Raw genomic sequence first — 23,192 nt, 5'->3', positions numbered from 1 at the left:
CATAGATCTTCTCTCGTACTGATCAGAACGAGAGAAGTATTGACATTTCAAGTTTATCTAATTCTACTAACCTCATACGCAAAGCTTCTCTTTGATCAGGCATCTTCCTAACGACTGTGCATACGGATCATTCTCTACTTGTTTATAAATTTGTTCACGGTATTGTTCATAGATTTGAGACTCGTCAATTTTCTTTTTCACCATTCCCCGCCCCTTTGCTTTTCAAAAATCCAAAAATCAGTATGATCAAAAAACCAATTGCACCAAAATCATATATACAACGGTTCCTCCCGCTATGGAGAGGAGCATATTTTTCTTCCAGAAGTGAAGCAGTGCAACTACACCTACTGCAATAAGCTCAGGGAACCCGTGACTGCCAGAAAGCAGGCTCACATCCTTAAAACAATAGATCACCAAAAGTCCTAACACTGCCGATGGCAGTACTTTACCGAGATACTGCACATACTTCGGTGTTGGTTTACCCGATGGGAAAACCATAAATGGAAGAAACCTTGTCAGCATTGTGCCTAACACGACTATGGCAATCGTGATGATTTGCTGCGTTACACTCATTGTCATCGGGCAACCTCAACTTTCTCCAATGGTTTTCTAAAAGCGGTAAGCGTCCCCAAAATAGCAAGCATCGCAGGAATAATGAAGTTGCTTCCGCCAAAAATCATAAGGCTGACTGCTGAAAGTCCAAGTCCTGCAAGATTGCTGAAGTGCCGTTTCTCTTTGATCCACTGTTCAATGAAAATCACAACAAAAAGAGCCGTCATCACAAAATCGAGCCCCTCTGTGTTGAACTTGACAAGAGAGCCAAAAATGCCGCCAATCGCTGCCCCTATCACCCAATAAGAATGATTAAGCAGTGTTACAAAGAACATAAACCAGCCCTTGTCCACATTCTTCGGAATATCAACTGTACAATTGATAGAAAAAGACTCATCACACATCCCGTAAATCAGATAAAGCTTTTTCTTCCCGGTTCCCCTATACTTATCCAGCATAGAAATGCCATAAAACAAATGGCGTGCGTTCACCATTAACGTTAAAAAAAGAGCATTCATCGGGTTGAACGCCACAAGCAAAAAATTGGCTGCGACAAACTCCATTGACCCTGCAAAAATGGCAAAGCTCATGATGATTGGATAAATGGCGCTGAACCCTAATGAATTCATATAAATCCCATAGGCAATCCCCAAAAATACAAAACCCGCCAAAATAGGAACCGTATGCGGAAAAGCCGCACGAAATGCAGCCCATATTTGAATTCTTTTATTCACTTGATTGTATGTCCTAAGAGAATTTAAATTTAACGAATCCTTGTTCTCATTCAAATCCATAACCTCCTAAACTTCGTCAATTGGCACACTGACCGTCCTTTTTTCTGTACTCATAACCATGCTTGTATCAACTCCACTGATTGCCGGATTCTGCATTAATGAATCAATGATGAAATTCCGATAACTCTCCATGTCCTTTGCTACAATCTTAAGCATGTAGTCATGGCTTCCTGTCAGTGTGTAGCACTCTTGAGCCTGTGGATATTTGTTTATATCCTCTAAAAATGAATGAATGGTTTCCCTATTCAGGGGTGATAAATTGATGAGTGCTAATGCTGTGACTTCAATCCCCAATTTTTTCTTATCAACAATCGTCGTAAACTTTTTAATCATACCAGTTCTACTAGGTTTTTTGTTCTTGCAAGACATGCCGATGGTGAAAGCCCAATTTTCTTTGATAAATTTAGATTTGACATGGAAGCATCTTCCTGCAATTCTCTTAATATTGCCTTTTCATAATCGTCAAAAATAATCGCCATATCGAACCTCCAATTAATATCTTATATATTGTTTAATCGATATGTTAACGTATTTTATACCGGTAATCAGTATGTATAACTATATAAAATTTATAAAAAACAATAATACAGAGAATAAAATTTATTTACGTCTCCTGTTGGACCAGTTGGTGCAGGTTGGTCCTATTGCTTCAGCTGCCCCTATTACATTAAGTAAATCTACTAAAATATCTGCAGTTTTTTCTTTCGGAAGATTATTGATTAAAATAAATGCTTTTGTTGTGCCTGGGAAAGTCGTAGTTGTCGTCTGATAAATTTCAAGCTATGTCCATTTCCTTCAGCGGTATACGATTTGTAAATACAATAACAAAAAGACCATATCCAAGAAAGTGAATATGACGACCAAGATAAGTAACCCGTATCGTAACAGAGGGGCCGAGAGAAATCCTGTTTTCGCTAGTTCTACAAGAAATTCTCCCCCTTCTCCTGCATTAGTCGGAACAAAGTGATCAGTGTCTACTGGTGATTTACCTTAATCTTTATTTGAGCAAAAACAGAAGCTCTTGCGCAGCCTTCGTCATATACTCCAACTTAGCGACTTATACGTACAATGGAGATCTTCAATATGCTAGCTGTTACATGATAACACCATAATCATTCTTAAAAACCTGTTGTTTCTTCTATTTAAAAACGCCATTCTATTGGTTTGTAATGATAGAATGACGTTTTTTAAATTTACTTTGCGATGAGCTGCAGGTAATGTTATTGCTGACTGACTTGGAGAGCGTTGTCTAAATCGTAAAGAATATCATCAATCGTTTCAATACCAATAGAAAGACGAATCATATCCGGAGTAACACCGGCTTTTACCTGACTTTCTTCATCCAGCTGTTGATGGGTCGTGCTGGCAGGATGAATAACCAGTGATTTCGCATCGCCAACATTCGCCAAATGACTGAAAATCTTCACGCTGTTAATAAATTTCTTCCCTTCTTCCACACCGCCTTTAATACCAAATGTGAAAATGGATCCTGCTCCTTTTGGCAAATACTTTTGAGCAAGTTCGTGATAAGGGTTTGATGCAAGGCCTGGATAATTAACCCATGAGACATGGGGATGTTTTTCTAAAAATTGTGCAACCTTAAGGGCATTTTCTACATGGCGCTCCATCCGTAGAGGAAGAGTTTCTAATCCCTGAAGAAACATAAATGTATTGAATGGCGAAGCGGAAGCTCCAATGTCTCTAAGCAACGTAACGCGTGCTTTTGTAATATAAGCTAGCGATCCCAGTGCATCTGTATAAACTAGCCCATGATAACTTAGATCTGGTTCTGACAAACCTGAAAATTTTCCGTTAGCCCAATTAAATTTTCCAGAATCTACAATAACACCGCCGATAGAGGTTCCATGGCCGCCAATAAATTTGGTAGCTGAATGAACCACAATATCTGCGCCATACTCAATCGGCCTGCATAAATATGGGGAGGCAAATGTATTATCAACGATAAGTGGAACATTATTTGCATGTGCAATATCGGCAATTGCTTGAATATCCGCAATATTAATTCGAGGATTTCCAATCGTTTCTATAAACACAGCCTTTGTTTTATCATTCATTTTTTCTTGAAATTGAGCTGGATCGTCTACATCAACCAAGTGAAATTTGATTCCAAGCTTTGTCAAAGTATGAGTAAATAAAGCATAGGTCCCCCCATACAGGCTGCTGGAAGCGATAATTTCATCTCCTGCTTCTGCTATGTTCAAAATAGAATATGTAATAGCTGACTGTCCCGATGAAGTTGCTAATGCCCCTACGCCGCCTTCCATTAGGGCAACACGTTGCTCAAAAACATCATGAGTAGGATTCATGATACGTGTGTAAATATTTCCGGGTTCTTTTAAAGAAAACAAATCTGCAGCATGATCTGTGTCGTTAAAAATATATGAGCTTGTTTGATAAATAGGGACTGCTCTAGAATTTGTAGTAGGGTCAGGTACTTGTCCTCCATGAAGAGCGATTGTTTCAAACCCTAATGAATGCTTTTTCTCCATCATTACCCCCTCGTTTCACTCGTCTTTATATTTTGAATATTGCGTAATGATATCACAGAGTTTACTTCTCTACTACCCATTTTGTTTGTGATTCTTTGTATAAACTATCGTTCTGATTCATAATTTTCCCCTCTTTCACACCTAACTGTACCTACTATTCGGTACAGTAACTATTGAAAAATACTCTTATAATTATTCTTTCTTCTTATTGTGACTTAAAGATGCCTGAACATGAACATTTCTTTGGATTGTATTTTTTACAGGTGAAAGTTTCATGGCCTGTGCAACAAGTTCTTCAATCTGATGTTCATCCGCATCACTATCGATATTAAAATGTGCATTGATTTCATCAAAACCAGGATTTCCTTCTTTTAATCCTAAAAAGACATTCAAATCTAGTTGTCCTGAAACCTCTACTTCTAACGAGTTTATCTTGATTCCCATTCCACTAGCATTTGCAATAAACCCCACTGACAAGCAAGAACCTATTGCGCTTAATAAATATTCCACTGGGTTCGCTCCCTTATTGGAACCTGCTAACCATTTTGGCTCATCAACATGAATAGGAGCATGATCACCTACTTTTGCCTCAACATGGAATCCATTATCCCATTTTACAGAAGATGACCAACTTCCAGTACCTTCAGCAGGATTTTTTTTGTATTGCTCCACTAAACCTTCAATAATACTCATATCAACACCATTTAATTTTGCCATTGTTTATCTCTCCTTCAGCATAGAATTATACCTACCAGTCGGTACAAAAAGAACTTAACATAAGAAAAACAATGTTGCAAGAAAAAAACAGTTGACTATTCTAGATTAAATTGTTTTCGGATTACTTCTATAATGTCACTTAAAAAGTTGACGTTTTGTTGGTTTTTCATTAACAAAATTCCTCCTTCAATCATAGCTACAATTGCTTGAGCATCTTTTTTAGTATCAAAGGAATCTAATAGACCTTGTTCAACCATTTCATTTAATGTAGTCTCTATAGCCCCTATCCAACATTCAAATAAATGTTGAATTTTCACACGAAACGCTTCATCATGCTCACTCATTTCAATGGCTAAGTTTCCAATAGGACAACCTGATTTATTCTTCACTTCAGTATGAAAAGTAAGGGTTCTGTCCAGCATCATATTTAACTTATTTACTGGAGTATTATCGGACTGAAGAATATTTGATATTAACTCTGTTTGATATTCATGGACTATAGATTCCACTACTGCTAATCCTAAATCATATTTAGATGAGAAGTAATGATAAAATTGGCCTTTTCCAATTTCTGCAGCCATAAGAATATCTTTTATAGAGGTTGCTTGAAATCCCTTAGAATAAATAATCTCTCTTGCAGCTGATATTATTTCTTGCTTTTTAGACAAATTTCTCACACCTTAATCGCAAAGTTTAGTTTATATATTATATGATTCCATTAGGTTTTTGCCAAGTAATTTAGGAATGATTCATATTTCCATCATTCAGTATAGTCATCAGAACATTACTTTCATGTAATGAACAGTTGCGATTCTGAATGAACTCGAAACAGCCACCCCTTCCCTGATTTTGGAGAAATAATATTACTCGATTACACAATAGAGTACCTACTCCAGCAATTTTTAAGTTGTCCTACCTTCGAAAAGCTGTACGGACAAATACGTTTCAAGTGGCAAATCATCAAATTTGTCTTCAATTTGTTTTTCTAAAATCTTAATGGCCGTTTTGGAAGTTAATTCAATCGACTGTTGGATAGTAATCAATTCTGGCAGAATAGCCTGAATGGTTTCTATGCCGCCATAACCGATCACTTTTAATTGATCTGGAATGTCTTTTCCACATTTTTTGGCTTCCGTAATAACTCCTGCAGCCATGATATCATCACTTGCAAAAATATCCCATCAACTGAAAGCGTAAAATCATGATTGTTCAATATGTCTAAGGCTTGTGGCTCGTCGAAGTTCGTACTCGTAATATGCAGGTCCAACGCTCCCGGAATTTTTAAGGCTTCAAACAAGTAAGTCGAGAAATGAGTGCTGAGTTCTTTGGCAATCTCGCTTGTCCCTCCTTCGATCCCTCCGCCGTGCGGCGCGAAGATTAGAGCAGAAGTTCCTAGACCCCTAGTAAAGATATTATAATTCGCAGGGTCTTCGCCCTCTTTAAGTTCAGCGAAATTCCGATACTTGTCAGAAGCATAGGTGATATTTATAGAAGTAAACAACACTAGGAAAGAAACGAATAACACGCTCGCTCCGCGTACCTTTGAAGCATTGGACGGTGGAGTGAGTAGCTTTTATCATCTGCACGATCATTAAAGATTCTATATGCCATTCTATCTTCCCCTCAGCTGTTATTTATTGATAATCATAAATGAAATCATGACGGCAGCATACCCCACCAGCCAAACAACCAGTGAAAAAATATATTCCTTATCTGTGTGAATACACGCGAAAGAATAATAAGTAATCCACTAAAACAAAATATAAAAACATAAAAGACGGACACTTTTTCGTGAGCCTGTCTTTTTATTACGTAATAGTGTTTGAGAGAATACAATGACAAGCGAAAGATCTGTTCCAAGCGTAAATATTTCGCATTGGGCCTAACTATTTTGCCCTGTTTTTACAAGAGATCTACCGCATAATCCGGTCGGCAGACACATCGGCTTTTGATCGACCGGGCTTTTCATAATGCAGCATTCAAGTCCAAAAACGTCTCGGAACAGCTCTGGTGTAAATACTTCAACAGGAGCACCGGCGCTGTATACTTTCCCGTCCAATATGCTGATTAAATAATCGGCGTCCTGTGAGGCCTGATTCAAATCGTGCAATACCATGACAATTGTACGGCCATGCTCCCGATTCAGTTGTTTTAACAGCTCCAATAATTCGATCTCATGCGTGATATCCAAAAAAGTTGCAGGCTCGTCAAGCAGAAGCAGATCCGTGCCTTGCGCCAAAGACGTGGAAATCCAGGATCTCTGCCTTTGTCCGCCCGAAATGGCATCAAGCGTCCGATTGCGCTTGATAAAGTTCATTAGAAAGTCTTATTTTGATTAAAAATAGATTATTAAACAAAAGGCGAAAGGGAAGGTAGAGATGGAAGGGGATAATATTTATTAGTACATTATTCTCCTCTTATAAAGAGTCTCATATGACAGATAAGCTATACACAATTATATTTTTTGAACTTTTTAATAATGTAAATTATGTAAATAAATATTATTCCTTTTTCCTATTTACCCATATTTTTACTACTGATAGAATAATCACAAGGAGGTGGGAATTCATACCAAAGCAAACAATTACAGGTTGTAACCTAAATACATAGTCACTGGTTTGCTACTAATTATACGTAGAGGAGGAAATGATTATCAATAGACTAGCTAAAGGATTCATAGTAATAGCTTCTTTAGCCCTTGGCTCTACTTCCTTTGTCCAGTCATCTCAAGCTAAGGAAAATGATGAGATTGATACTAATGCCACTGGAACATCCGTACCCATTGTTTATACTGTAGATAGTCTGTTCACACCAAAGGTTGAATTACAAAATAAAAACTCTGCTACAAAGCCTGTTAAAGATGCTATCCGGGCAGTTCTAAAGAATAAAGCAAAGCTTTTTCAACTTGTAGAAAGGCTTGCAGGAAAGAAAGTAAGAAATGAACTTGAAGAAAGGTTTACAAAGTATATAGAACCCGTACTAAAAGACCTTTTAGATGAGTATTATGCCTTTGGGTGGTCTGATGTCCAAAATAAGCTATATAATTCGCTTAAAAAATCAGGACTTTCTAACATAAATGCCAAAGTTTTAGCATATTGGACAACCATTGCAATTAAATCGTTTTAAAATTATTCATAATATAATAGGAGATAAATATATATGAAAAATAAAAAGAGAATAGCTTCAGTGGTTCTAAGCGCCACGCTTCTTACATCTTTCTTAGGCACATCAGGTGCATTAGCATCTGAAAAAACAGCGTCATCTACTCCTGTTGCTATGAAAGTGACTGTTCATAAAGGGGTACAAAACGCTATCAAGTCACAGAATGTACCTGTTAAAACAGTAGCTACTGCTAATGGGAATTTTCAAACTCAAGGCGCAGTGTCATGGACTTATAAAGCCTTTAAATTAGCTCTCCGCTCAGGAGGTTGGGTTTTATCGCAAATGCTTAGACCTTTGTCTCCAAAGGCTGCCGCATGGGTTAGAAAAAACTCTGCTAAAGTAGCTAAGTTGATGGATAAAGGCGAAAAATGGACTGAGAATCAGTTTTATAATGGACTGAGAGGCATTGGCTGTCCGCCTGATGTGGCAAGAGCATTGGCAAAATTCATTATTACGCTGATTTAACGAATAAAAAATTTAAGAAAGTGCTGTTAGTTCCCCACTAATGGCACTTTTCTAATGGAGGTCAAAGATGACTATCTTTACAGCAATAACTCTAGCTATACTTTCATGTTTGGTTATTTCCTGTGTTTTGTTTTTACTTTTGATTAAAAAGGGGGTTATAGATAATCCCCCAAACACCTTGGCGTTCATATCTTTTATCCTCCTCATAGGCTTTTGTTTATTCTTTGCCATGGCTGTTCCTAGCCTAATTATTTATTTTGTTTCTTTAGGTGTTAATCATTTCTTAGGCGACTATGTAAATTATAGCTCTAGATCTGATTTATACATATTTTCTTTATTAGTAAGCGCATTAGCACTTGTTTACATGCTTATACTTATGGCAGTTATAAAAGGACTCTCAATATTTCTCAGAATTCCTAAGTGGATAACTTATATATTTGAGTTTGCTGTTGCGTGGATAGCCGTTTATTTCTCCATAGAGTATGTTACAAATAGCCATCTAAGTAATGTATCCATATTTCAAGGTGGAGAGTTACTTTTATCCTTTTTTATTACATTTCTATTCTTAGGGTGTGACATTCTTTTTTCTAACCTAGATGAGATATCAAGGGAAAAGTTAGGATAGGCACAGTAAAAAATACTGTGTCTATATAAATATTTAGAGAAGGAGAGATCAGAATTTTTCAGTGGGGAGAAGAAAATGGGATAAGTAGTGCATGTGGGGCTACGTGTAGACACTTCCCCTCTTGCACAAGGAAAGGCTGCAGGTGTGTAGAAAAAGCTCTTTGGTGCATCATCTACAACATCAAAAGAGCTGGGAGCAATTTAGATAGAGTAATGGACATTATCATTCAGCAGAAGAATGTAAGTGGATATAGACGAAGGAGTATCAGTGACCGTATAAACTACACGACTCCATTTTAGAAAGGTCATTAAAAATGATATGACAACCAACCGGCTTTTTCACTTTATCAAGACTTTCATGATATTCTTTGAGCAATTCAACGTGTTCCGGTAACATCATTGACACCCATTTGATACTTCCTCTGTCCCGCAGCATACACAATTTTCCTTTCTAACTTTAATCTCAATCGTGCGGTTCCGGCGTTTGTATAAAAAACTTCGTGTAGAAGTGCTGACGAGCCGTACCGTTCTCTGAAACCGTCCATAACGTACCCAAGTATTCGCTTTTTTCTTGATCAGGGCGAAATAGATTGAGCTTGATTAAATTGTCTCCCGAATATTGGAAAGAGAAACTGAAATTTCTTTGTTTTCACATCTCGGCATGCCCAAAAACTCGTGTCAAGACAGAGTTTTGCCAGCAGCGTATTCGGTTCAATTCCAACAGTTCATGGCAAACCAAATTATCTTTTCATGTCATCTTTAATTTTCATTGCAATTGTTTGTGCTTCTCCCCACATATTTTCAAGACCGTTACTTTCATACGTGTGAATAGCATCATGGGGGACATACCAAATACGTATGTATGTTTCTTTTTTAAATAACGTTAAACTTAAAAATTCTTTATTACTTTAATACAACAAAACGGATAACCTCTAGGAGTCAACGAAATCAGCCTCATCAATGTCCTCAAATCGGAAAACGAAGACGTCATCGACACCATCCAGCTCAACATGGAGCTTGAAAAAGTGAAAAAATACATCGACATTCTGGACGGACAGGAAAAGGAAGTCATCGTCGGCCGCTTCGGTCTTGATTTGAAGAAGGAAAAAACGCAGCGCGAGATCGCGAAGGAGCTTGGGATCTCGCGGAGCTATGTGTCGCGGATTGAGAAGCGCGCGCTGATGAAGATGTTTCATGAGTTTTACCGGGCTGAGAAGGAAAAGCGGAAGAAGGCGAAGGGGACATAATTTAGCAAAGGCCGGATTGGACATTCCCGCTTTTCTCTATTTTCACTAAAGTTTCTTTTAAAAGAAATAGATGAAAGAGTTATGAAAATCGTTTTTGCACACTAATAAGCTCTATGAGAAAGACAATCTGGATCATAGCAGATAACTTGATTATGAGTTCTTTAATCGCATCGTCCCTGCTTTCTTTATACAGGCCTCGATCTGGGTGTGGTTGCTCGATCCATACCCTTATATACATTGCCATCACTCTGGATCTACTTCCTATCAAGTTTTATTAAATAATGAGAGGAATCGTTCATGCATTTGTCAGCTGGCGGTCCCTCGATGAGCATCACCTTCATAAATGCATCACACCTTGGGTAATGCTATGTAATAACTGTTTGTCCTAATGGGTGATTTTCAGTATGAAAACAAATAAAAAACCGATGGCTTGAACCATCGATCTGTATTCTATATTACTGGGCCCTCAATATAGTAAATCTATCTCATTGGTTATGAAAGTTTATTTTCATTACATTTCTATACGTTTATATCAATTATGGTTAAAAAATAGCGAGAAAAAACAATAAACGTCCATCCTAACTTTTTCATCTTATTTATTAAGAATTTTAACCTCTTCCTTTTAAAATAAAGAAGCGATTTTCAGTTCTTAATGCTATGTCATCGGGACATGTCTGTTAAAGTAGCCAAAAAATACATTCAGATATCCACTCACAACCACAATCCACTTTGATCCACTACAGATTTCTGAACTGACATTAAACAGCTAGACTTATAAATACCGATTATCAATTTTTTTATTCTGTTCCAGTTCCCATTCACAATTAGGACATTTCGGCGGCGTCTCGGCATAAAGTGAACTAATTTATTAATGTTCAACAACAGAATTTCGTCTATTTGCAATAAAGAATCCACAGATCATTGCAAGAATGGCCATCGCCCACCAGAACGTTGAGATCGCCTGATCATGATCGATGATAATCAAACGAATGACAGCTGTGATGCCAATATAAATGAAGTAGCGAAGCGGGAAATGAAAGTCTGATTTGAAGTATTTGATAATCAAAGCAATGAACTCAAAGTACATGAAGAATATAAGCAGTTCTCCAAGCATCTCATAATAGCTGTCCACTTTGTTGAACAGTGACTTGTATACGAATTGCACAATGTACCATGTCTCGCTGATCAGAAGTGCGCTTAAGGCTATCGCCAGGAAGAACAGACAGACATTGAGAAGCGCTTGTAACAGGTAAGGCACCTTTTTGAATTTGTTGGAAAATCTCATCATGTTGTCTCCTATTTCAATATATTCGTGGTTTTTATTCTCAGCCTACATCTTGGTGTTCCAAAATCGTAGCACAATGTAGTACTTAGAATTCTTTTGTATACTGTGAAACTGTCCCTGCATGCGGGACATCATTCGCGCAATGCTCCTTTCACCGAGTCCGTTGCTTTCCAGTGTTATATCCGCAAGTTTAATCGTATTGCTAACATGGATCTCAAATATCTCTTGATCCGATACAAACGTGATGCTGATTTCTTCTTCCGGATCTGCGTATTTAAATAAGTTTGACATCACATTATCAAATACACGACCAAGCTCCTCCAAATTCACGTTAATATAGGTTTCCGGCAGCTCGCCTGAAATATGGACCCGGAAATGCTTCTGATGAAGGATAGCAATCTGATCTGATATTAGATCGTAGATCACTTCTTTTACTGCAACGGTCTCCAGATCGGCCTCATATTCCTTGTCCAGCAGGAAATACGCAAACAGATTGTCAGACAAGCTTTTTAATTGCAGTGCTTTACTATAAGCATTGGCTACATACCGATCTTTGCTGGTACCCGCTTCGCCTCCCGCTTTTTTGGCAAACTCCAGATTCATGATCAGCGACGTCAGCGGTGTGCGCATATCGTGCGACATTTCGGTAACCAGGCTGCGGCTCTCAGCTTGCAATTCCTCGATAGCTTTAAGTTTGTCCAGGAAAGCTTTCCGCAGATCCTCAATGCTCTTTGCAATCATCGCTAATTCATCATGCCCTTTTATCGTCATCTCGTAGTCCAGTTCGCCCCCTTCAAGAATATGAATCTCTTGGTGAATCGTTTTAAGGTAGCGAAGACTTTGGCGAATGCCAAAGAGAACAATGATTAAAAAGATGAGGGTTGCCCCGAGCAAATCCAATGTAAAGGCCAGACTATAATATCGGGAAGAGTAGAAACCGTCGATAATGACTCTTCCTTCGCCATCGCTAAACTTGACAGGATGTGAATGATTTTGAGCGTACTGAGTCAGCTTTTCCTTTCCATAATCCGATTCGGAATAAATGGAATCATATTGCAGCTCCTGATCCTTGAATATGGTGAGGTTAATGTAATTTTCTTTTTTGACCCACTCACCAAACGCTTTTCTATCTGATGTAGACAACTCATTTTCTGAAACGTACTTGCTGAATTTTTGAATGTATCTTGCTGACTCCTCGTGATAATACTCATCCGAACTCAGATATCCCTCGATCAGATCATCTGTGATTTTTTGCAACGTCAGAAAGATCACACCACTCACAAACGCAGCAACCATGATCAGCAAAGCCAGTTTTTTGGTTAGCGTAAATTTACGATGCGCCAAATCGATATCCTCTTCCCCATTCAGTTCTTATATAAACCGGACGTGCCGGATCATCCTCAATTTTGGAGCGCAGCTTCCGAATATGCACCATCACCGTATTGTTGGAACAGTAAAAGTAAGGCTGTCCCCACACACTCTCATATATATTTTGGGCAGAAAATATTTTGTTGCGTTTGCTCATCAGAAGTTTCAGGATACGATATTCCAGATCTGACAACTTGATTTGCTGCTCCTCTTTCCAGACCTCATTAAATTCTTCGCTCACTCTTAGTTTGCCCCCGATAAGAAATGTTTCTTCCTGTTCCTTCTTTTCCTGATAGATAGTATATCTGCGTAATTGAGCAATCACTCTAGCATGAAGTTCCTCTTCCGAGAATGGTTTAGTCATATAATCATCGCCGCCGGCGAGTAACCCCTCAGTTTTATCGAGTGTACTCGATCTGGCCGTCAGAAACAGAATCGGGACGTTAGAGGATTTCCTGATGTGCTGACATGTTTCAATTCCCGAAATGCCTGGCATCATAATATCCAAAATAACCAAATCAAGCGAGTCATCCACAAGTTGCAATGCTCGCTTTCCATCCTTGGCTCTTAGCACCTCGTAGCCTGCACGCGTAAGGGATTCCTCCAAAAGATCACCAATATCCTGATCATCCTCTACGACTAATATTCGATGGGTCATGTCTCTCTCACCTCATGATTCTTGATGTTATTTCTCGTGTGTCCTTACTATATATCGTTCATAGTTAAGTACGTTATAAGATACTACGTAAATCTTAACAATTTATGAAAGCTGATGCCCGCCACAAATTTGTCACATTTTCTAAAAAAACGATGACTCTTCATAAATTGTTAAGATTCGGTCTTTATATTTATCCATTGTAAGGCTCAGGTTTTTCAGATCCGAACCACACATTGCGATGATAAATGGAAAAGGAGCATTGATATGACTGTACAAAAAGAAGGACACGGGCAACCGGTGAGTCTGCGGGAACGGGTTCATTTTCTGGACATCGTACGCGGATTTGCCTTGCTGGGCATTATTATTGTCAATTATTTTCTGATCGTAGATTCAGTAAAGGGATTCGAAATGACCTCCGATGACGTACTGCACAATCTGGTTTCCTGGTTTGCCGAAGGGAAATTCGTTACGTTATTCTCCTTCCTGTTCGGGGTTGGGTTTATGATTTTTATGGATCGAGCCGCGCAGAAGGTAGATAGTCCCAACAAGCTGTTTGCCCGTAGGTTATCTATCCTGTTGGGATTTGGCATTTTGCACATCACATTTGTTTGGGTCGGTGACATATTAGCCTTTTACGCCGTAAGCGGCTTCCTGTTACTCGCCTTCTATAAACGCACGGCCAAAACGGTGCTTAGATGGATTATCGCACTTATCGTGTTTCAATTCCTGACTCCTGTTTTCACAATGTTGTACAATGTCATCAATACTGCAGGGTCAAAAAACCCAAATTTTTCAGAGTTTACTTTGTTTAGCCACAGCAGCCTTACCTACGTGGAATCCATCAGCACTCGGTGGACAGATATGGTCACGATGGCTGCTGGCTCTTTCTCTATGATCTATTCCATGTTTCTCATGTTTCTGCTGGGCGTGTACTTTGTTAAGATGGAATTTTTCAAAGACATGGAAGCGAAAAAGCCTATATGGAAGCGTATCTGGATCATTAGCACAATCGCTTTTCTAATAACACAAAGCAGTATATTACTAGACATGTTTAATCTTTCTGAGAATATGCTGTGGAAGGACATTTCCTCTGTCTTGAGTCAAAATGGCGGCTTAACCGGAAGTATGTTTTATATGAGCACTTTTGCAATGCTGTTTCTATACGTTCCTCAGCTGCGAGGCCCTATGATGATATTCACCAAAGTCGGACGGATGTCATTGACCTGTTATCTGCTTCACTCTATCATTGGAACAGTTCTGTTCCTCAGGTACGGATTCGGGCTTGCGGGTCATATTCAATCTGCCGGCACGTTCATGTTCAGCCTGGCCGTGTATTTCGTTCTTATGATCTTTAGTACATTGTGGTTGAGACGATTTAAGTACGGTCCGATGGAATTAATATGGCGCAAGCTGACGTATGGCAAATTAAACGGGAGTCCCAAAGCAACTCCGCTGCACTCGGAAAAATCTATTCAGAAATAACCCCCTTGCACAGATTGCATGACTTCAAATTAGTGTTGTTGAATGAAGCGGGCATTAAACGGACAGATTTGATATATGGACTAGTTATTTTTATATCATTTAGGCTTCTTTGGGCTAATAAATCCACCAGAGTTTACTCAATGTGCATTGCTCATGATCGAATCTAAATTGAATCTTTTACGCATGTTCATAGTCAAAGGCGCCTCATTCGACTATTTTTGTATCTTTTCGCAGGAAAAATTCGAGAATGATGACAAATCCCGCATACACACTTAATACGGTAGTGAACGATAGTAAATAAGGGTTACATGCAGCTTGTTTTCCAATGAAACAAAGAAAAAGAAATCATACAAAAAGACAGGAGAAAGCTTTTGAAGTATTTTAACGCCAAATTTACCGCGGAAGAAAAAGCGACGGAATCACTTTTTGTGATAAGGGCTCGTAGAACAGCTGGAATGTTTCTACTGAACGACTGAACTCGATATTTCAGCAACTGAGGGAGTGAACAATCATGAAAACAAAAAAGGAACCAAAAGTTATTCTGGAACTAGCAAAGGAATCTGATCTGCCAGAATTCCAAAAAAAATTACAAGAAGCCTTTGCGATCGCCGTGATTGAAACGTTCGGTGATTGCGAAGATGGACCGATTCCATCGGACAATGATGTTCAGGAGTCTTTCAATGCTCCCGGAGCGGTGGTATATCATATTCTTCAGGATGGTAAGAATGTCGGTGGTGCAGTAGTACGTATCAACAGCCAAACAAATCATAATTCGCTAGATTTATTCTATGTATCTCCAGAATATCACAGCCAAGGGATTGGTCTTTCTGCTTGGAAAGCCATTGAAGCACAGTATCCGGATACTGTGCTTTGGGAAACCGTGACACCTTATTTCGAAAAGCGAAATATCAACTTCTATGTGAATAAGTGTGGATTCCATATCGTAGAGTTCTACAATGAACATCACTCTGATCCGCATATACATCGCAATGGACGCGAAGATGACAAGCCCCTGCCGGATGATGATGACTTTTTCAGATTTGTAAAGATTATGAAAAAAAAGGACTAAACAATTGAACACGGCGAGATGCCGCAGAGAGTTGCTGGTAACTTTTTAGAGAAATGTATTAATGCTGTCTAACAATAAAAAAAGCTTTATCCTAGAAATAGGATAGAGCTTTTTCACCTTTTGACTCAATTGTCAATTTTAAACCAATCCAATACATAAAGAAAAAACCTCTATTAAGAGGGTTTAATCAGTTTTCATGTTTGATTTCGGTCAGAAAGTTGATGATATGCTTCACTTTGCTCTACAGCCTGTTTGTTGCATAAGGCATTTACTATTTTTTACATAAACCCCCAAATACCTTTGCTTTTCTAGAGAAATCCAAATGTGTGTTTAAAGCATAATACCTAGATATCAGGCTTTCGTTTAAACCTGTTACAAGCTTCGCACTTAAATACAGCGGAATTTATAATATATGCTTGGACAGCCGAAAAAGCCGAACTGTACATGGTATGCACTTTTGCATTCGAACTTTCATGTTACGTAATATTAACCTTTCGTACATATAATCACAGGCAATTGAAAATGCAGCTTGGCTATTTAAAGTATCTCCTTCATTCGCTAGTATTACAGGAGGCTGACTCAACATTGATTTAATCAATCAGTGATAGGAAATCTGTGCACCCCCCTAATGAATAATGAAATCCTCATGCATTTGCACGCCTTGAAAAGAACGAAAAAAGACGTCTCTCTCCATGACCCGATCGGCCAGGACAAAGAAGGCAACGAAATCAGCCTCATCGATGTCCTCAGGATCGGAAAACGAAGACGTCATCGACACCATCCAGCTCAGGCACAGAGTTTGAAAAAGTCAAAAAATACATCGACATTATGGACGGACGGGAAAAGGAAGTCATCGTCGGCCGCTTCGGTCTTAATTTGAAGGTAGAAAAAACGCAGCGCGAAATCGCGAAGAAGCTCGAGATCTCTCGGAGCTATGTGTCGCGGATTGAGAAGCGGGCGCTGATGAAGATGTTTCATGAGTTTTATCGGGCGGAGAAGGAGAAGTGATATCGCAGAAGCCGGTCTAATAATCCGGCTTCTATTTCTTTCCTCTATGACCTCAATAAAAGTGAGAGCTTGTTATCCACTTACAGAGGTCTGTTGAATTCTGATTTTATTTGTGTTGCTATAATGTTCATAACATTTTTCATAAATTCCTCTATTGTTAATGAAGCAGTCCCTCCACCTTGAGCGAACATTTTATTTCCTCCACCTTTTCCATCAATAAGGGAAAGGCTTTCTTGCATTAGGGTTCTCATATCCATTTTATTTGCTTCTCCTCGTCCGCAAACCAATTGGAAGCGATGATCGTTCTCTGATAAAAAAAAAATAAGGGCCCGTTTTTCTCGATCAGCGATCATTTTTGCTAGCTTTTGAAGTTCTTGAATCGATCGATCTGAAAACGTTTCGATCACCATGACAGTATCATTTTGAATGGTGTTTTTGGCTAATAATTCATTGGCTTCATACTGAAGGTTTTTTTCATTAGATTCTAGAAGCGCTTTGTCTAGCTTTTTTATATTTTCAAGCAACCGTTTGACAGCTTCACTTAATTCCCCTTCAGGACGATTAAGTAATCCAGTCAATTCAACGATTACCTTTTGTTTTTGATCGAAATGCGTTATGACCCGATTACCGCATACAAAATACAAACGAAATTTTTTTCTCTGTCTTTCCCAATTCAATACTTTAATTGCTCCGACTTCCCCTGTAGCGCTAGGGTGTGTTCCGCCGCATCCGTTGTAATCAAATTCATCAATCATGACAAGACGAATATTTTCTTTTACAGATGGGAGTTTACGAATCGGATAATTTACTAAGTCATCATATTCTACCCACTTTGCGACGATGGACCTATTTTCCGTTATGATCTCGTTTGCAAGCTTCTCTGCTTTGCCTGCCATTTCCTCTGTTAATTCTGATACATCAAGGTCAATGGTAACCGTATCATTTCCAAGATGGAATCCAACTGTATGAATATCGTATAACTGCGCGAATGCCGCCGACAAAATATGCTGCCCGGTGTGCTGTTGCATGTGATCAAAACGCCGTTCCCAATCAATAACCCCAACAACCTGATCATCTAAATTCGGTAAAGTCCTTTCTACATAATGACGAATTTCTCCATCGACCTCTTCAACGTTTAAAACCTTGACACCGTTCAATGTTCCTATATCATGGGGCTGGCCCCCGCCTGTTGGATAAAAGGCTGTTTCCTCTAGGGTAATATAAAAATCACCTTTTTTGTCCTGTTGCTGTTTCAAGATTTTCGTTTCGAACGTTTTAAGATAGGGATCTTTGTAAAAAAGTTTGTGATGATTCGGATTCATGCCATCTCCCCTTATTTTTTAAATTATTGAAGTCTTCCTCTAGCTTCAATATTTAATTCATCTACAACCTCTCCATTATCGACTAGATAGGCTTTATCGTGCAAGTTGCATACTGGGCAGATATGATTTGGAATAATTCGCACCTTATCTCCAATGCTTACTTTTTTGTTGAATTCTTCATGATAAATAATAGCATGTTCGTCGAATACGCCATGAATATAAACGTCCTCGTATTCTTTGATACGGCCAAGCCCTTTGGTTGCAGTAAGCCCTTCGCTTCGTGTTTGGGCGGTAATTCCCTTGGCCCCTACGTCTGTAATGACTCGTTCTTTTGTTGGTTTACTAATCACGGTTGTGAGTACAGAAGCAGCACAGCGATCATACGTACCAATTACATTTGCTTGTGAGGCGTCCATAAAAATGTAAGTGCCAGGTCTAATTTCTGTCACCCCTTCTGGAATATCAAACTTAAACATGAAGGGAGGAGTAGAGCCAATACTAACCACTTTTGTCTTTAGATCCATTTCTTCCGCAATTCGGGCAAAATGTAATGTTCGTTCTACACTTTCTTTATAGAGTTCTTTACAATGTGCTACACTTTTCGCTTTATAAGAATGTCCGTCATGTGAGAAGATTCCTTTTAGCTCGACATTTTGACACGTTTTGATTAATTCTAATAAAGTACAAAAATCATCTTCTTCAATAATTCCGGAGCGTTGTTCTCCTACTTCAATTTCCACTAACACTTGGGCTTTCTTTGAAGCTCCTTCAAATACTTCTTCAATTTCACGTACTTGATACGCACTATCGATTCCAAAAGAGATATCAATCGTTTCAGATAGTTTTCTAATACGTTCAAGCTTTGATTTCCCAACAATTTCATTTGCGATAAAGATATCTTTTAAGCCATTTCTCGCCATCACTTCAGCTTCTCCTACTTTCGCTACAGCGATTCCTGTAGCTCCCATTTCTTCTTGTAGCTTAGCTAATTTAGGCATTTTATGTGTTTTTGTATGAGGTCGTAAGTTTACTTTCTGTTCATTAGCGTAATTTTGCATATCCTTCATATTGCTTAACATCACGTCTTTATCGATTAAAAGAGCTGGTGTATCTAATTGTAAATCATTCATTGTACCTCCTCCTTTATCGCTGCAATGGCTTCAACTTCAACAAGACACCCGGCATATAAATGATTTGATGGAACAACTACTCTTGCCGGTTTATGATTGCCGAAGAAATGAGCATAGACCTCATTGATATCCGGCCAATACTTTACATCTGGGGTATAAAGTCTGCATAATATCACATCTTCGTTGGCTAATCCCCGTTCCTTGAGGACCAGCTCCATATTTGCCAACGCCTGTTTTGCTTCTTCTTTGATGCCCCCAGCCGGAATTTTCCCCGTTTCCGGATTCATCGACAACTGCCCTGAAATATAGATAACACCATTATGTTCCATTGCTGGCACGTAATGGCCTCCATCACGTGTTGAATATTTCGTGTGTACAGGCTTCAAAATAATTTCCCCCTATTATTCCTAATATTTAAAGCTAGCCTCATCAATCTTCTGTCCAGCAGCCAGCAAAACAGCGAGTTTGATTCTTGCTTTCTTACTGTCATAGCAGCCGCCTAGTATGATTCCGGCATCTGCATATGTTGAAGCACTTCCTTTGAATCCATATACTCCCTTAACTTCACCTTCATCAGCACTTGTTGTCAGAACGACAGGAATCCCTTTCTCTACGGCTTTCTTTGCACTTTCTAATATTGCTGGAGCCGTATGCCCTCTTCCCGGCGCCTCAATAATGATTCCTGCACTTCCGCACTTAACTGCATAATCTATAAACTTTCCGTCTGATCCAAGTGAACACTTAATAAGTTCTACATTTGGCAATGCTTGAATTAGTTGATACGTCTCACGCTTGATTAATCTTTGATGAATTGCGATCTCATCTTGATCAGCCGTTCCCAAATAACCGAATCCCGGAGAGAAAAAACCATCCACATTTGACGCATGCTGTTTTTTCACATATCGAGCAGCAAAGACCCTCTCATTAAACAACACTGTTACCCCTAAGCCTCGCGCATCAGGATGTGCCGCTAATAAGAAAGCTTGTCTTAGGTTCACAAATGCATCTGTACCTTCAAGTGTCGGTCCTCTTTGTGACCCCGTTAACACGACCGGCCTTTCATCAGATATAACCAGATCAAGGAAATACGAAGTCTCTTCAAGGGTATCTGTTCCATGCGATATCACAATTCCGGCAACATCCTCATTCCGGAAGAAACTCTCTATATTTTGCTTCAGAATGTCAAGGTGATGAAAAGTCATATGACTGCTTGACATTTGAAAGACTGACTTGATTTCAATCTCTATATGAGAAGGCAGTCGACACATTTCAGAAAGCTCTTCACCTGTCATAGCACCTGCTTCTAATAGACCTGTTTCAGGATCAGGCTTACTTGCAATTGTACCGCCGGTACTCAGCAAAATGATTTTCTTGTTTTCCATGCTAACTCCCCATTTTCATATTAAATGTTTCTCTCTTCGTTCCTAATTAGATTTAATCCCAGCCCCGCATAATGGAATCACGATTTTTTCATCAGAAGAATGATCGTATTTTAAATATCCTGCATAGTTAGCCGCTGTTGTTGGCTCAACATAAAAGCCTTTACTTGCTAATGCTGTACGAGCTTTTAGAATCTCTTCCTCTTTGGTTGTAATGATGTGTCCTTTTGTAGCACGGATGGCTTCTAATATTTGAGCAGATCTTGCCGGTTTGGCAATCGAAATGCCCTCTGCAAGTGTTCCGCTGCTTTTGACGGATTCAGCAGCTTGTTGATTGTTGATAAATGCCTTTGCCAACGGCGCACAATTCTCTGCCTGTATCGCAACAAGCCTTGGCATTTTGTCTATACATTTGCTCTCTAGTAATTCTTTAAATCCATAGTAAACTCCAAGTAATAACGTACCATTGCCAACTGGAATAATAAGCGTATCCGGCGCTCCATTCATTTGTTCCCAAATCTCAAAGGCATACGTTTTTGTTCCTTCATAGAAATATGGATTAAAAACGTGACTGGCATAGAATTTTTTCTCTATATTCACAGCCTTTTGCGCTGCTTCAGCCACATCTTCTCTTGTTCCTTCAATTTCGCGAACGTTGGCTCCATGCGCTTTCACCTGCGCGATTTTCTTAGGCGATGTACCCTTCCGAAGAAAGATGTCACATGCGATGTCAGCCCGCTTGGCGTAAGCTGCAATAGATGTCCCCGCATTTCCGCTGCTGTCAGCTATTACATGCTTCACTCCCAGCTCCTTTGCCTTAGCTATTAATACAGCAGCACCGCGATCTTTAAAAGACAAAGTAGGCATCATATAGTCCACTTTCACAAAAGTATTCGGCTCCCCGCTGTCTAACACGATTAAAGGCGTGTATCCCTCCCCCATCGTGATGCCGCTCCATATGGCGGAGTCGCGATCAAATGGCATAGCATCAATATATCTCCACATAGAAGGAATATCTTTGAGCACTTTTGAATCGGACCATTCTACTTTTTCTTTTACAAGGTCTAACACTCCGCCACACTGGCATTTCCACACCTGTTCAGATACATTGTATTTCGTACGGCAGGAATGACATTGATACTGTTCCATTATTTTTAGACCTCCTATTATATATTTTTTTATATGCTTTAGGCAAAAAAATATATTACAGACTGGCGCTTGCTTCAATTTCAACCTGAAAACCGTAATGCAGCTCGTTCGTCGGAACAACTGACCGTGCTGGGCGATAATCGCGAAAAAAATCCTGACAGACATTGTCAACACGGTCTAATAAATTGATATCGTGTAGATATAGGGTCATCTTTACAATTTTGCCTTTATGACTGCCGGCTTTTTTTAAGATATACTCTATATTTGACAATGCCTGTAAAGTCTCTTCTTCAATGGTACCAAATTTCTTTTCCTGCGTGATTGGGTCAATGGCAAATTGCCCTGATACATAGACCGTGTTTTGATGAATTACAGCTAATGCATAATGACCGTTCGATTTTAAATTCCCTGCTTCGAAAATACTCTCCACTCCGCTCACTCCGATTGTCTTTTTTTCACTTCATCCAAATAGCTATAGACGGTTACCTTTGAAATGCCTAGTTGTTCTGCTACTTTATCAATGGCACCTTTCATGAGGAATATTCCCTTTTCATCCATAAATCTGATCAGCTCGATTTTTTCCCGGCGTTTCATCAGGGAATGTTTGCGATTCGCCACAATTTGTTCAATTAACTGGTTCGTGATCTCTTCTACATTCTGAATCGAAGCTTCCTGCTCCGCCGTATTCGAAGTTTGTATTTGATTTTTCTTTTCAACACCGGGCATAAATGCATCTAACATTTCTTTCATTTGAATCATTACATTCATGTCGTAATTGATGCAAAAAGCCCCAATCACCTGCTGCTGGCCATCTCTAATGAGGGTAGTCGATGATTTTATTGTTCTCCCATCATCTGTTTGAATTTCATATCCAGCTAAGTAATCCTCTTTAAATTCATTGGATAAAAGAACCTTTTTCACCAAGTGGTCAAAGGATTGGCCAACCTCTCTTCCCGTCACATGGTTGTTCATTGTAAAAATGACGGAAGACTGGGGGGTTGTCAAATCATGAATGACAACCTCACAATTTGCACCAAACATTTCCCCTATCGTTTTTGCAAATGGTATGTAACTTTTTAAAACCTGTTTTGCTTCAGTCAAAACCTGAACACCTAACTTTCATTTACCTGCATTCATCTACAAGTGATTTAACTCTTGAATTCATTATATAATTTTTTATACAAAAACGGAATAAAAATATATTTTTTTATATAATAGATTGATTATTCATCACACTTATTTGCATCTTTTTTATTTTGGCCACAAAGATG

At 39.0% G+C, this 23,192-nt stretch carries 23 protein-coding genes and 7 pseudogenes; 9 read left to right on the top strand and 21 right to left on the bottom strand.

The genetic code is table 11. The features are described from left to right. Positions 1-72 precede the first annotated feature (72 nt). The 10 genes and pseudogenes from M1D90_RS07970 to M1D90_RS07925 all read right to left on the bottom strand — a co-directional run. Complete coding sequence (locus M1D90_RS07970; protein WP_256860378.1) at positions 73-204, bottom strand: hypothetical protein; 132 nt, start codon at positions 202-204, stop codon at positions 73-75. A gap of 42 nt (positions 205-246) precedes the next feature. Beyond that, positions 247-579 (bottom strand): branched-chain amino acid transporter permease, encoded by a 333-nt coding sequence (locus tag M1D90_RS07965; protein ID WP_128822590.1) that lies wholly within the window; start codon positions 577-579, stop codon positions 247-249. After that, the gene (azlC, locus tag M1D90_RS07960; protein ID WP_128822592.1) at positions 576-1,340 is read right to left on the bottom strand and encodes an azaleucine resistance protein AzlC; all 765 of its coding nucleotides are present in this window, start codon (positions 1,338-1,340) and stop codon (positions 576-578) included. The genes M1D90_RS07965 and azlC overlap by 4 nt, the downstream gene beginning before the upstream one ends. Before the next feature lie 12 nt (positions 1,341-1,352). Then, positions 1,353-1,825: pseudogene (locus M1D90_RS07955) on the bottom strand (Lrp/AsnC family transcriptional regulator). A gap of 741 nt (positions 1,826-2,566) precedes the next feature. After that, the gene (locus M1D90_RS07950) at positions 2,567-3,856 is read right to left on the bottom strand and encodes a homocysteine synthase (protein ID WP_128822595.1); all 1,290 of its coding nucleotides are present in this window, start codon (positions 3,854-3,856) and stop codon (positions 2,567-2,569) included. A 192-nt stretch (positions 3,857-4,048) separates the two neighbouring features. Beyond that, entirely contained in the window at positions 4,049-4,573 is a 525-nt protein-coding gene (locus M1D90_RS07945; protein ID WP_035399754.1) for an OsmC family protein, read from the bottom strand. Between the two features lie 95 nt (positions 4,574-4,668). Next, entirely contained in the window at positions 4,669-5,241 is a 573-nt protein-coding gene (locus M1D90_RS07940; protein ID WP_035399752.1) for a TetR/AcrR family transcriptional regulator, read from the bottom strand. 234 nt (positions 5,242-5,475) lie between these two features. Further along, positions 5,476-5,748: pseudogene (locus M1D90_RS07935) on the bottom strand (substrate-binding domain-containing protein); the annotation flags it as partial. Continuing rightward, entirely contained in the window at positions 5,667-6,077 is a 411-nt protein-coding gene (locus M1D90_RS07930; RefSeq protein ID WP_456283488.1) for a poly-gamma-glutamate hydrolase family protein, read from the bottom strand. The gene M1D90_RS07930 and the pseudogene M1D90_RS07935, both read right to left, overlap by 82 nt. A 378-nt stretch (positions 6,078-6,455) precedes the next feature. Continuing rightward, a pseudogene (locus M1D90_RS07925) lies at positions 6,456-6,875 on the bottom strand (ABC transporter ATP-binding protein); the annotation flags it as partial. Positions 6,876-7,219: 344 nt separating this feature from the next. Between M1D90_RS07925 and M1D90_RS07920 the strand changes: the two are divergent. From M1D90_RS07920 to M1D90_RS07910, 3 genes are all read left to right on the top strand, one after another. Then, positions 7,220-7,699 (top strand): hypothetical protein, encoded by a 480-nt coding sequence (locus tag M1D90_RS07920; RefSeq protein ID WP_023855267.1) that lies wholly within the window; start codon positions 7,220-7,222, stop codon positions 7,697-7,699. A gap of 33 nt (positions 7,700-7,732) precedes the next feature. After that, positions 7,733-8,200, top strand: a complete 468-nt coding sequence (locus M1D90_RS07915) for a hypothetical protein (RefSeq protein WP_026579257.1) — start codon at positions 7,733-7,735, stop codon at positions 8,198-8,200. Between the two features lie 67 nt (positions 8,201-8,267). Beyond that, positions 8,268-8,825, top strand: a complete 558-nt coding sequence (locus M1D90_RS07910) for a hypothetical protein (protein WP_023855269.1) — start codon at positions 8,268-8,270, stop codon at positions 8,823-8,825. 327 nt (positions 8,826-9,152) lie between these two features. Here M1D90_RS07910 and M1D90_RS07905 read toward each other — a convergent pair. Further along, positions 9,153-9,260: pseudogene (locus M1D90_RS07905) on the bottom strand (YolD-like family protein); the annotation flags it as partial. Positions 9,261-9,765: 505 nt separating this feature from the next. Between M1D90_RS07905 and M1D90_RS07900 the strand changes: the two are divergent. Then, positions 9,766-10,071: pseudogene (locus tag M1D90_RS07900) on the top strand (sigma-70 family RNA polymerase sigma factor); the annotation flags it as partial. Positions 10,072-10,939: 868 nt separating this feature from the next. Here M1D90_RS07900 and psiE read toward each other — a convergent pair. The 3 genes from psiE to yrkP are packed head-to-tail and all read right to left on the bottom strand — an operon-like array spanning position 10,940 to position 13,382. Beyond that, complete coding sequence (gene psiE, locus M1D90_RS07895) at positions 10,940-11,356, bottom strand: phosphate-starvation-inducible protein PsiE (RefSeq protein WP_023855272.1); 417 nt, start codon at positions 11,354-11,356, stop codon at positions 10,940-10,942. 45 nt (positions 11,357-11,401) lie between these two features. Continuing rightward, entirely contained in the window at positions 11,402-12,700 is a 1,299-nt protein-coding gene (gene yrkQ / locus M1D90_RS07890) for a two-component system sensor histidine kinase YrkQ (RefSeq protein ID WP_456283325.1), read from the bottom strand. Beyond that, positions 12,687-13,382, bottom strand: a complete 696-nt coding sequence (gene yrkP / locus M1D90_RS07885) for a two-component response regulator YrkP (protein WP_026579256.1) — start codon at positions 13,380-13,382, stop codon at positions 12,687-12,689. The genes yrkQ and yrkP overlap by 14 nt, the downstream gene beginning before the upstream one ends. Before the next feature lie 264 nt (positions 13,383-13,646). Between yrkP and M1D90_RS07880 the strand changes: the two genes are divergently transcribed. The 5 genes and pseudogenes from M1D90_RS07880 to M1D90_RS07860 all read left to right on the top strand — a co-directional run. Further along, a complete protein-coding gene (locus tag M1D90_RS07880; protein ID WP_026579255.1) occupies positions 13,647-14,864 on the top strand; it encodes a DUF418 domain-containing protein in 1,218 nt (405 codons plus the stop codon). Then, positions 14,783-15,031: a hypothetical protein gene (locus tag M1D90_RS07875; protein ID WP_128822602.1), complete on the top strand. Its 249-nt coding sequence runs from the start codon at positions 14,783-14,785 to the stop codon at positions 15,029-15,031. The genes M1D90_RS07880 and M1D90_RS07875 overlap by 82 nt, the downstream gene beginning before the upstream one ends. Before the next feature lie 344 nt (positions 15,032-15,375). Continuing rightward, positions 15,376-15,933, top strand: coding sequence for a GNAT family N-acetyltransferase (locus M1D90_RS07870; RefSeq protein WP_025811115.1), 558 nt, complete (start codon positions 15,376-15,378; stop codon positions 15,931-15,933). A 344-nt stretch (positions 15,934-16,277) separates the two neighbouring features. Further along, a pseudogene (locus M1D90_RS07865) lies at positions 16,278-16,522 on the top strand (ImmA/IrrE family metallo-endopeptidase); the annotation flags it as partial. A 39-nt stretch (positions 16,523-16,561) separates the two neighbouring features. Next, a pseudogene (locus M1D90_RS07860) lies at positions 16,562-16,941 on the top strand (sigma factor-like helix-turn-helix DNA-binding protein); the annotation flags it as partial. An 80-nt stretch (positions 16,942-17,021) separates the two neighbouring features. Here the strand turns inward: M1D90_RS07860 and M1D90_RS07855 are convergent. The 7 genes from M1D90_RS07855 to M1D90_RS07825 form a co-directional block, all read right to left on the bottom strand. After that, positions 17,022-18,263, bottom strand: coding sequence for an alanyl-tRNA editing protein (locus tag M1D90_RS07855; protein WP_456283322.1), 1,242 nt, complete (start codon positions 18,261-18,263; stop codon positions 17,022-17,024). 23 nt (positions 18,264-18,286) lie between these two features. Next, positions 18,287-19,393 (bottom strand): D-TA family PLP-dependent enzyme, encoded by a 1,107-nt coding sequence (locus tag M1D90_RS07850; protein WP_026579252.1) that lies wholly within the window; start codon positions 19,391-19,393, stop codon positions 18,287-18,289. After that, positions 19,390-19,722, bottom strand: coding sequence for a RidA family protein (locus M1D90_RS07845; RefSeq protein ID WP_234026579.1), 333 nt, complete (start codon positions 19,720-19,722; stop codon positions 19,390-19,392). Before M1D90_RS07845 ends, M1D90_RS07850 begins: the two co-directional genes overlap by 4 nt. A 78-nt stretch (positions 19,723-19,800) precedes the next feature. Next, a complete protein-coding gene (locus M1D90_RS07840) occupies positions 19,801-20,775 on the bottom strand; it encodes an asparaginase (RefSeq protein WP_128822605.1) in 975 nt (324 codons plus the stop codon). Positions 20,776-20,817: 42 nt separating this feature from the next. Next, positions 20,818-21,921, bottom strand: a complete 1,104-nt coding sequence (locus M1D90_RS07835) for a threonine synthase (protein ID WP_128822607.1) — start codon at positions 21,919-21,921, stop codon at positions 20,818-20,820. 55 nt (positions 21,922-21,976) lie between these two features. Next, complete coding sequence (locus M1D90_RS07830) at positions 21,977-22,351, bottom strand: RidA family protein (protein WP_128822609.1); 375 nt, start codon at positions 22,349-22,351, stop codon at positions 21,977-21,979. A 5-nt stretch (positions 22,352-22,356) separates the two neighbouring features. Further along, positions 22,357-23,022, bottom strand: coding sequence for a helix-turn-helix transcriptional regulator (locus M1D90_RS07825; RefSeq protein ID WP_026579249.1), 666 nt, complete (start codon positions 23,020-23,022; stop codon positions 22,357-22,359). Positions 23,023-23,192 lie beyond the last annotated feature (170 nt).

This window comes from Bacillus sp. JZ34, from assembly GCF_053903205.1.
The sequence above is the reverse complement of the archived record's forward strand: the minus strand, read 5'-3'. Positions and strand labels throughout refer to the sequence as shown.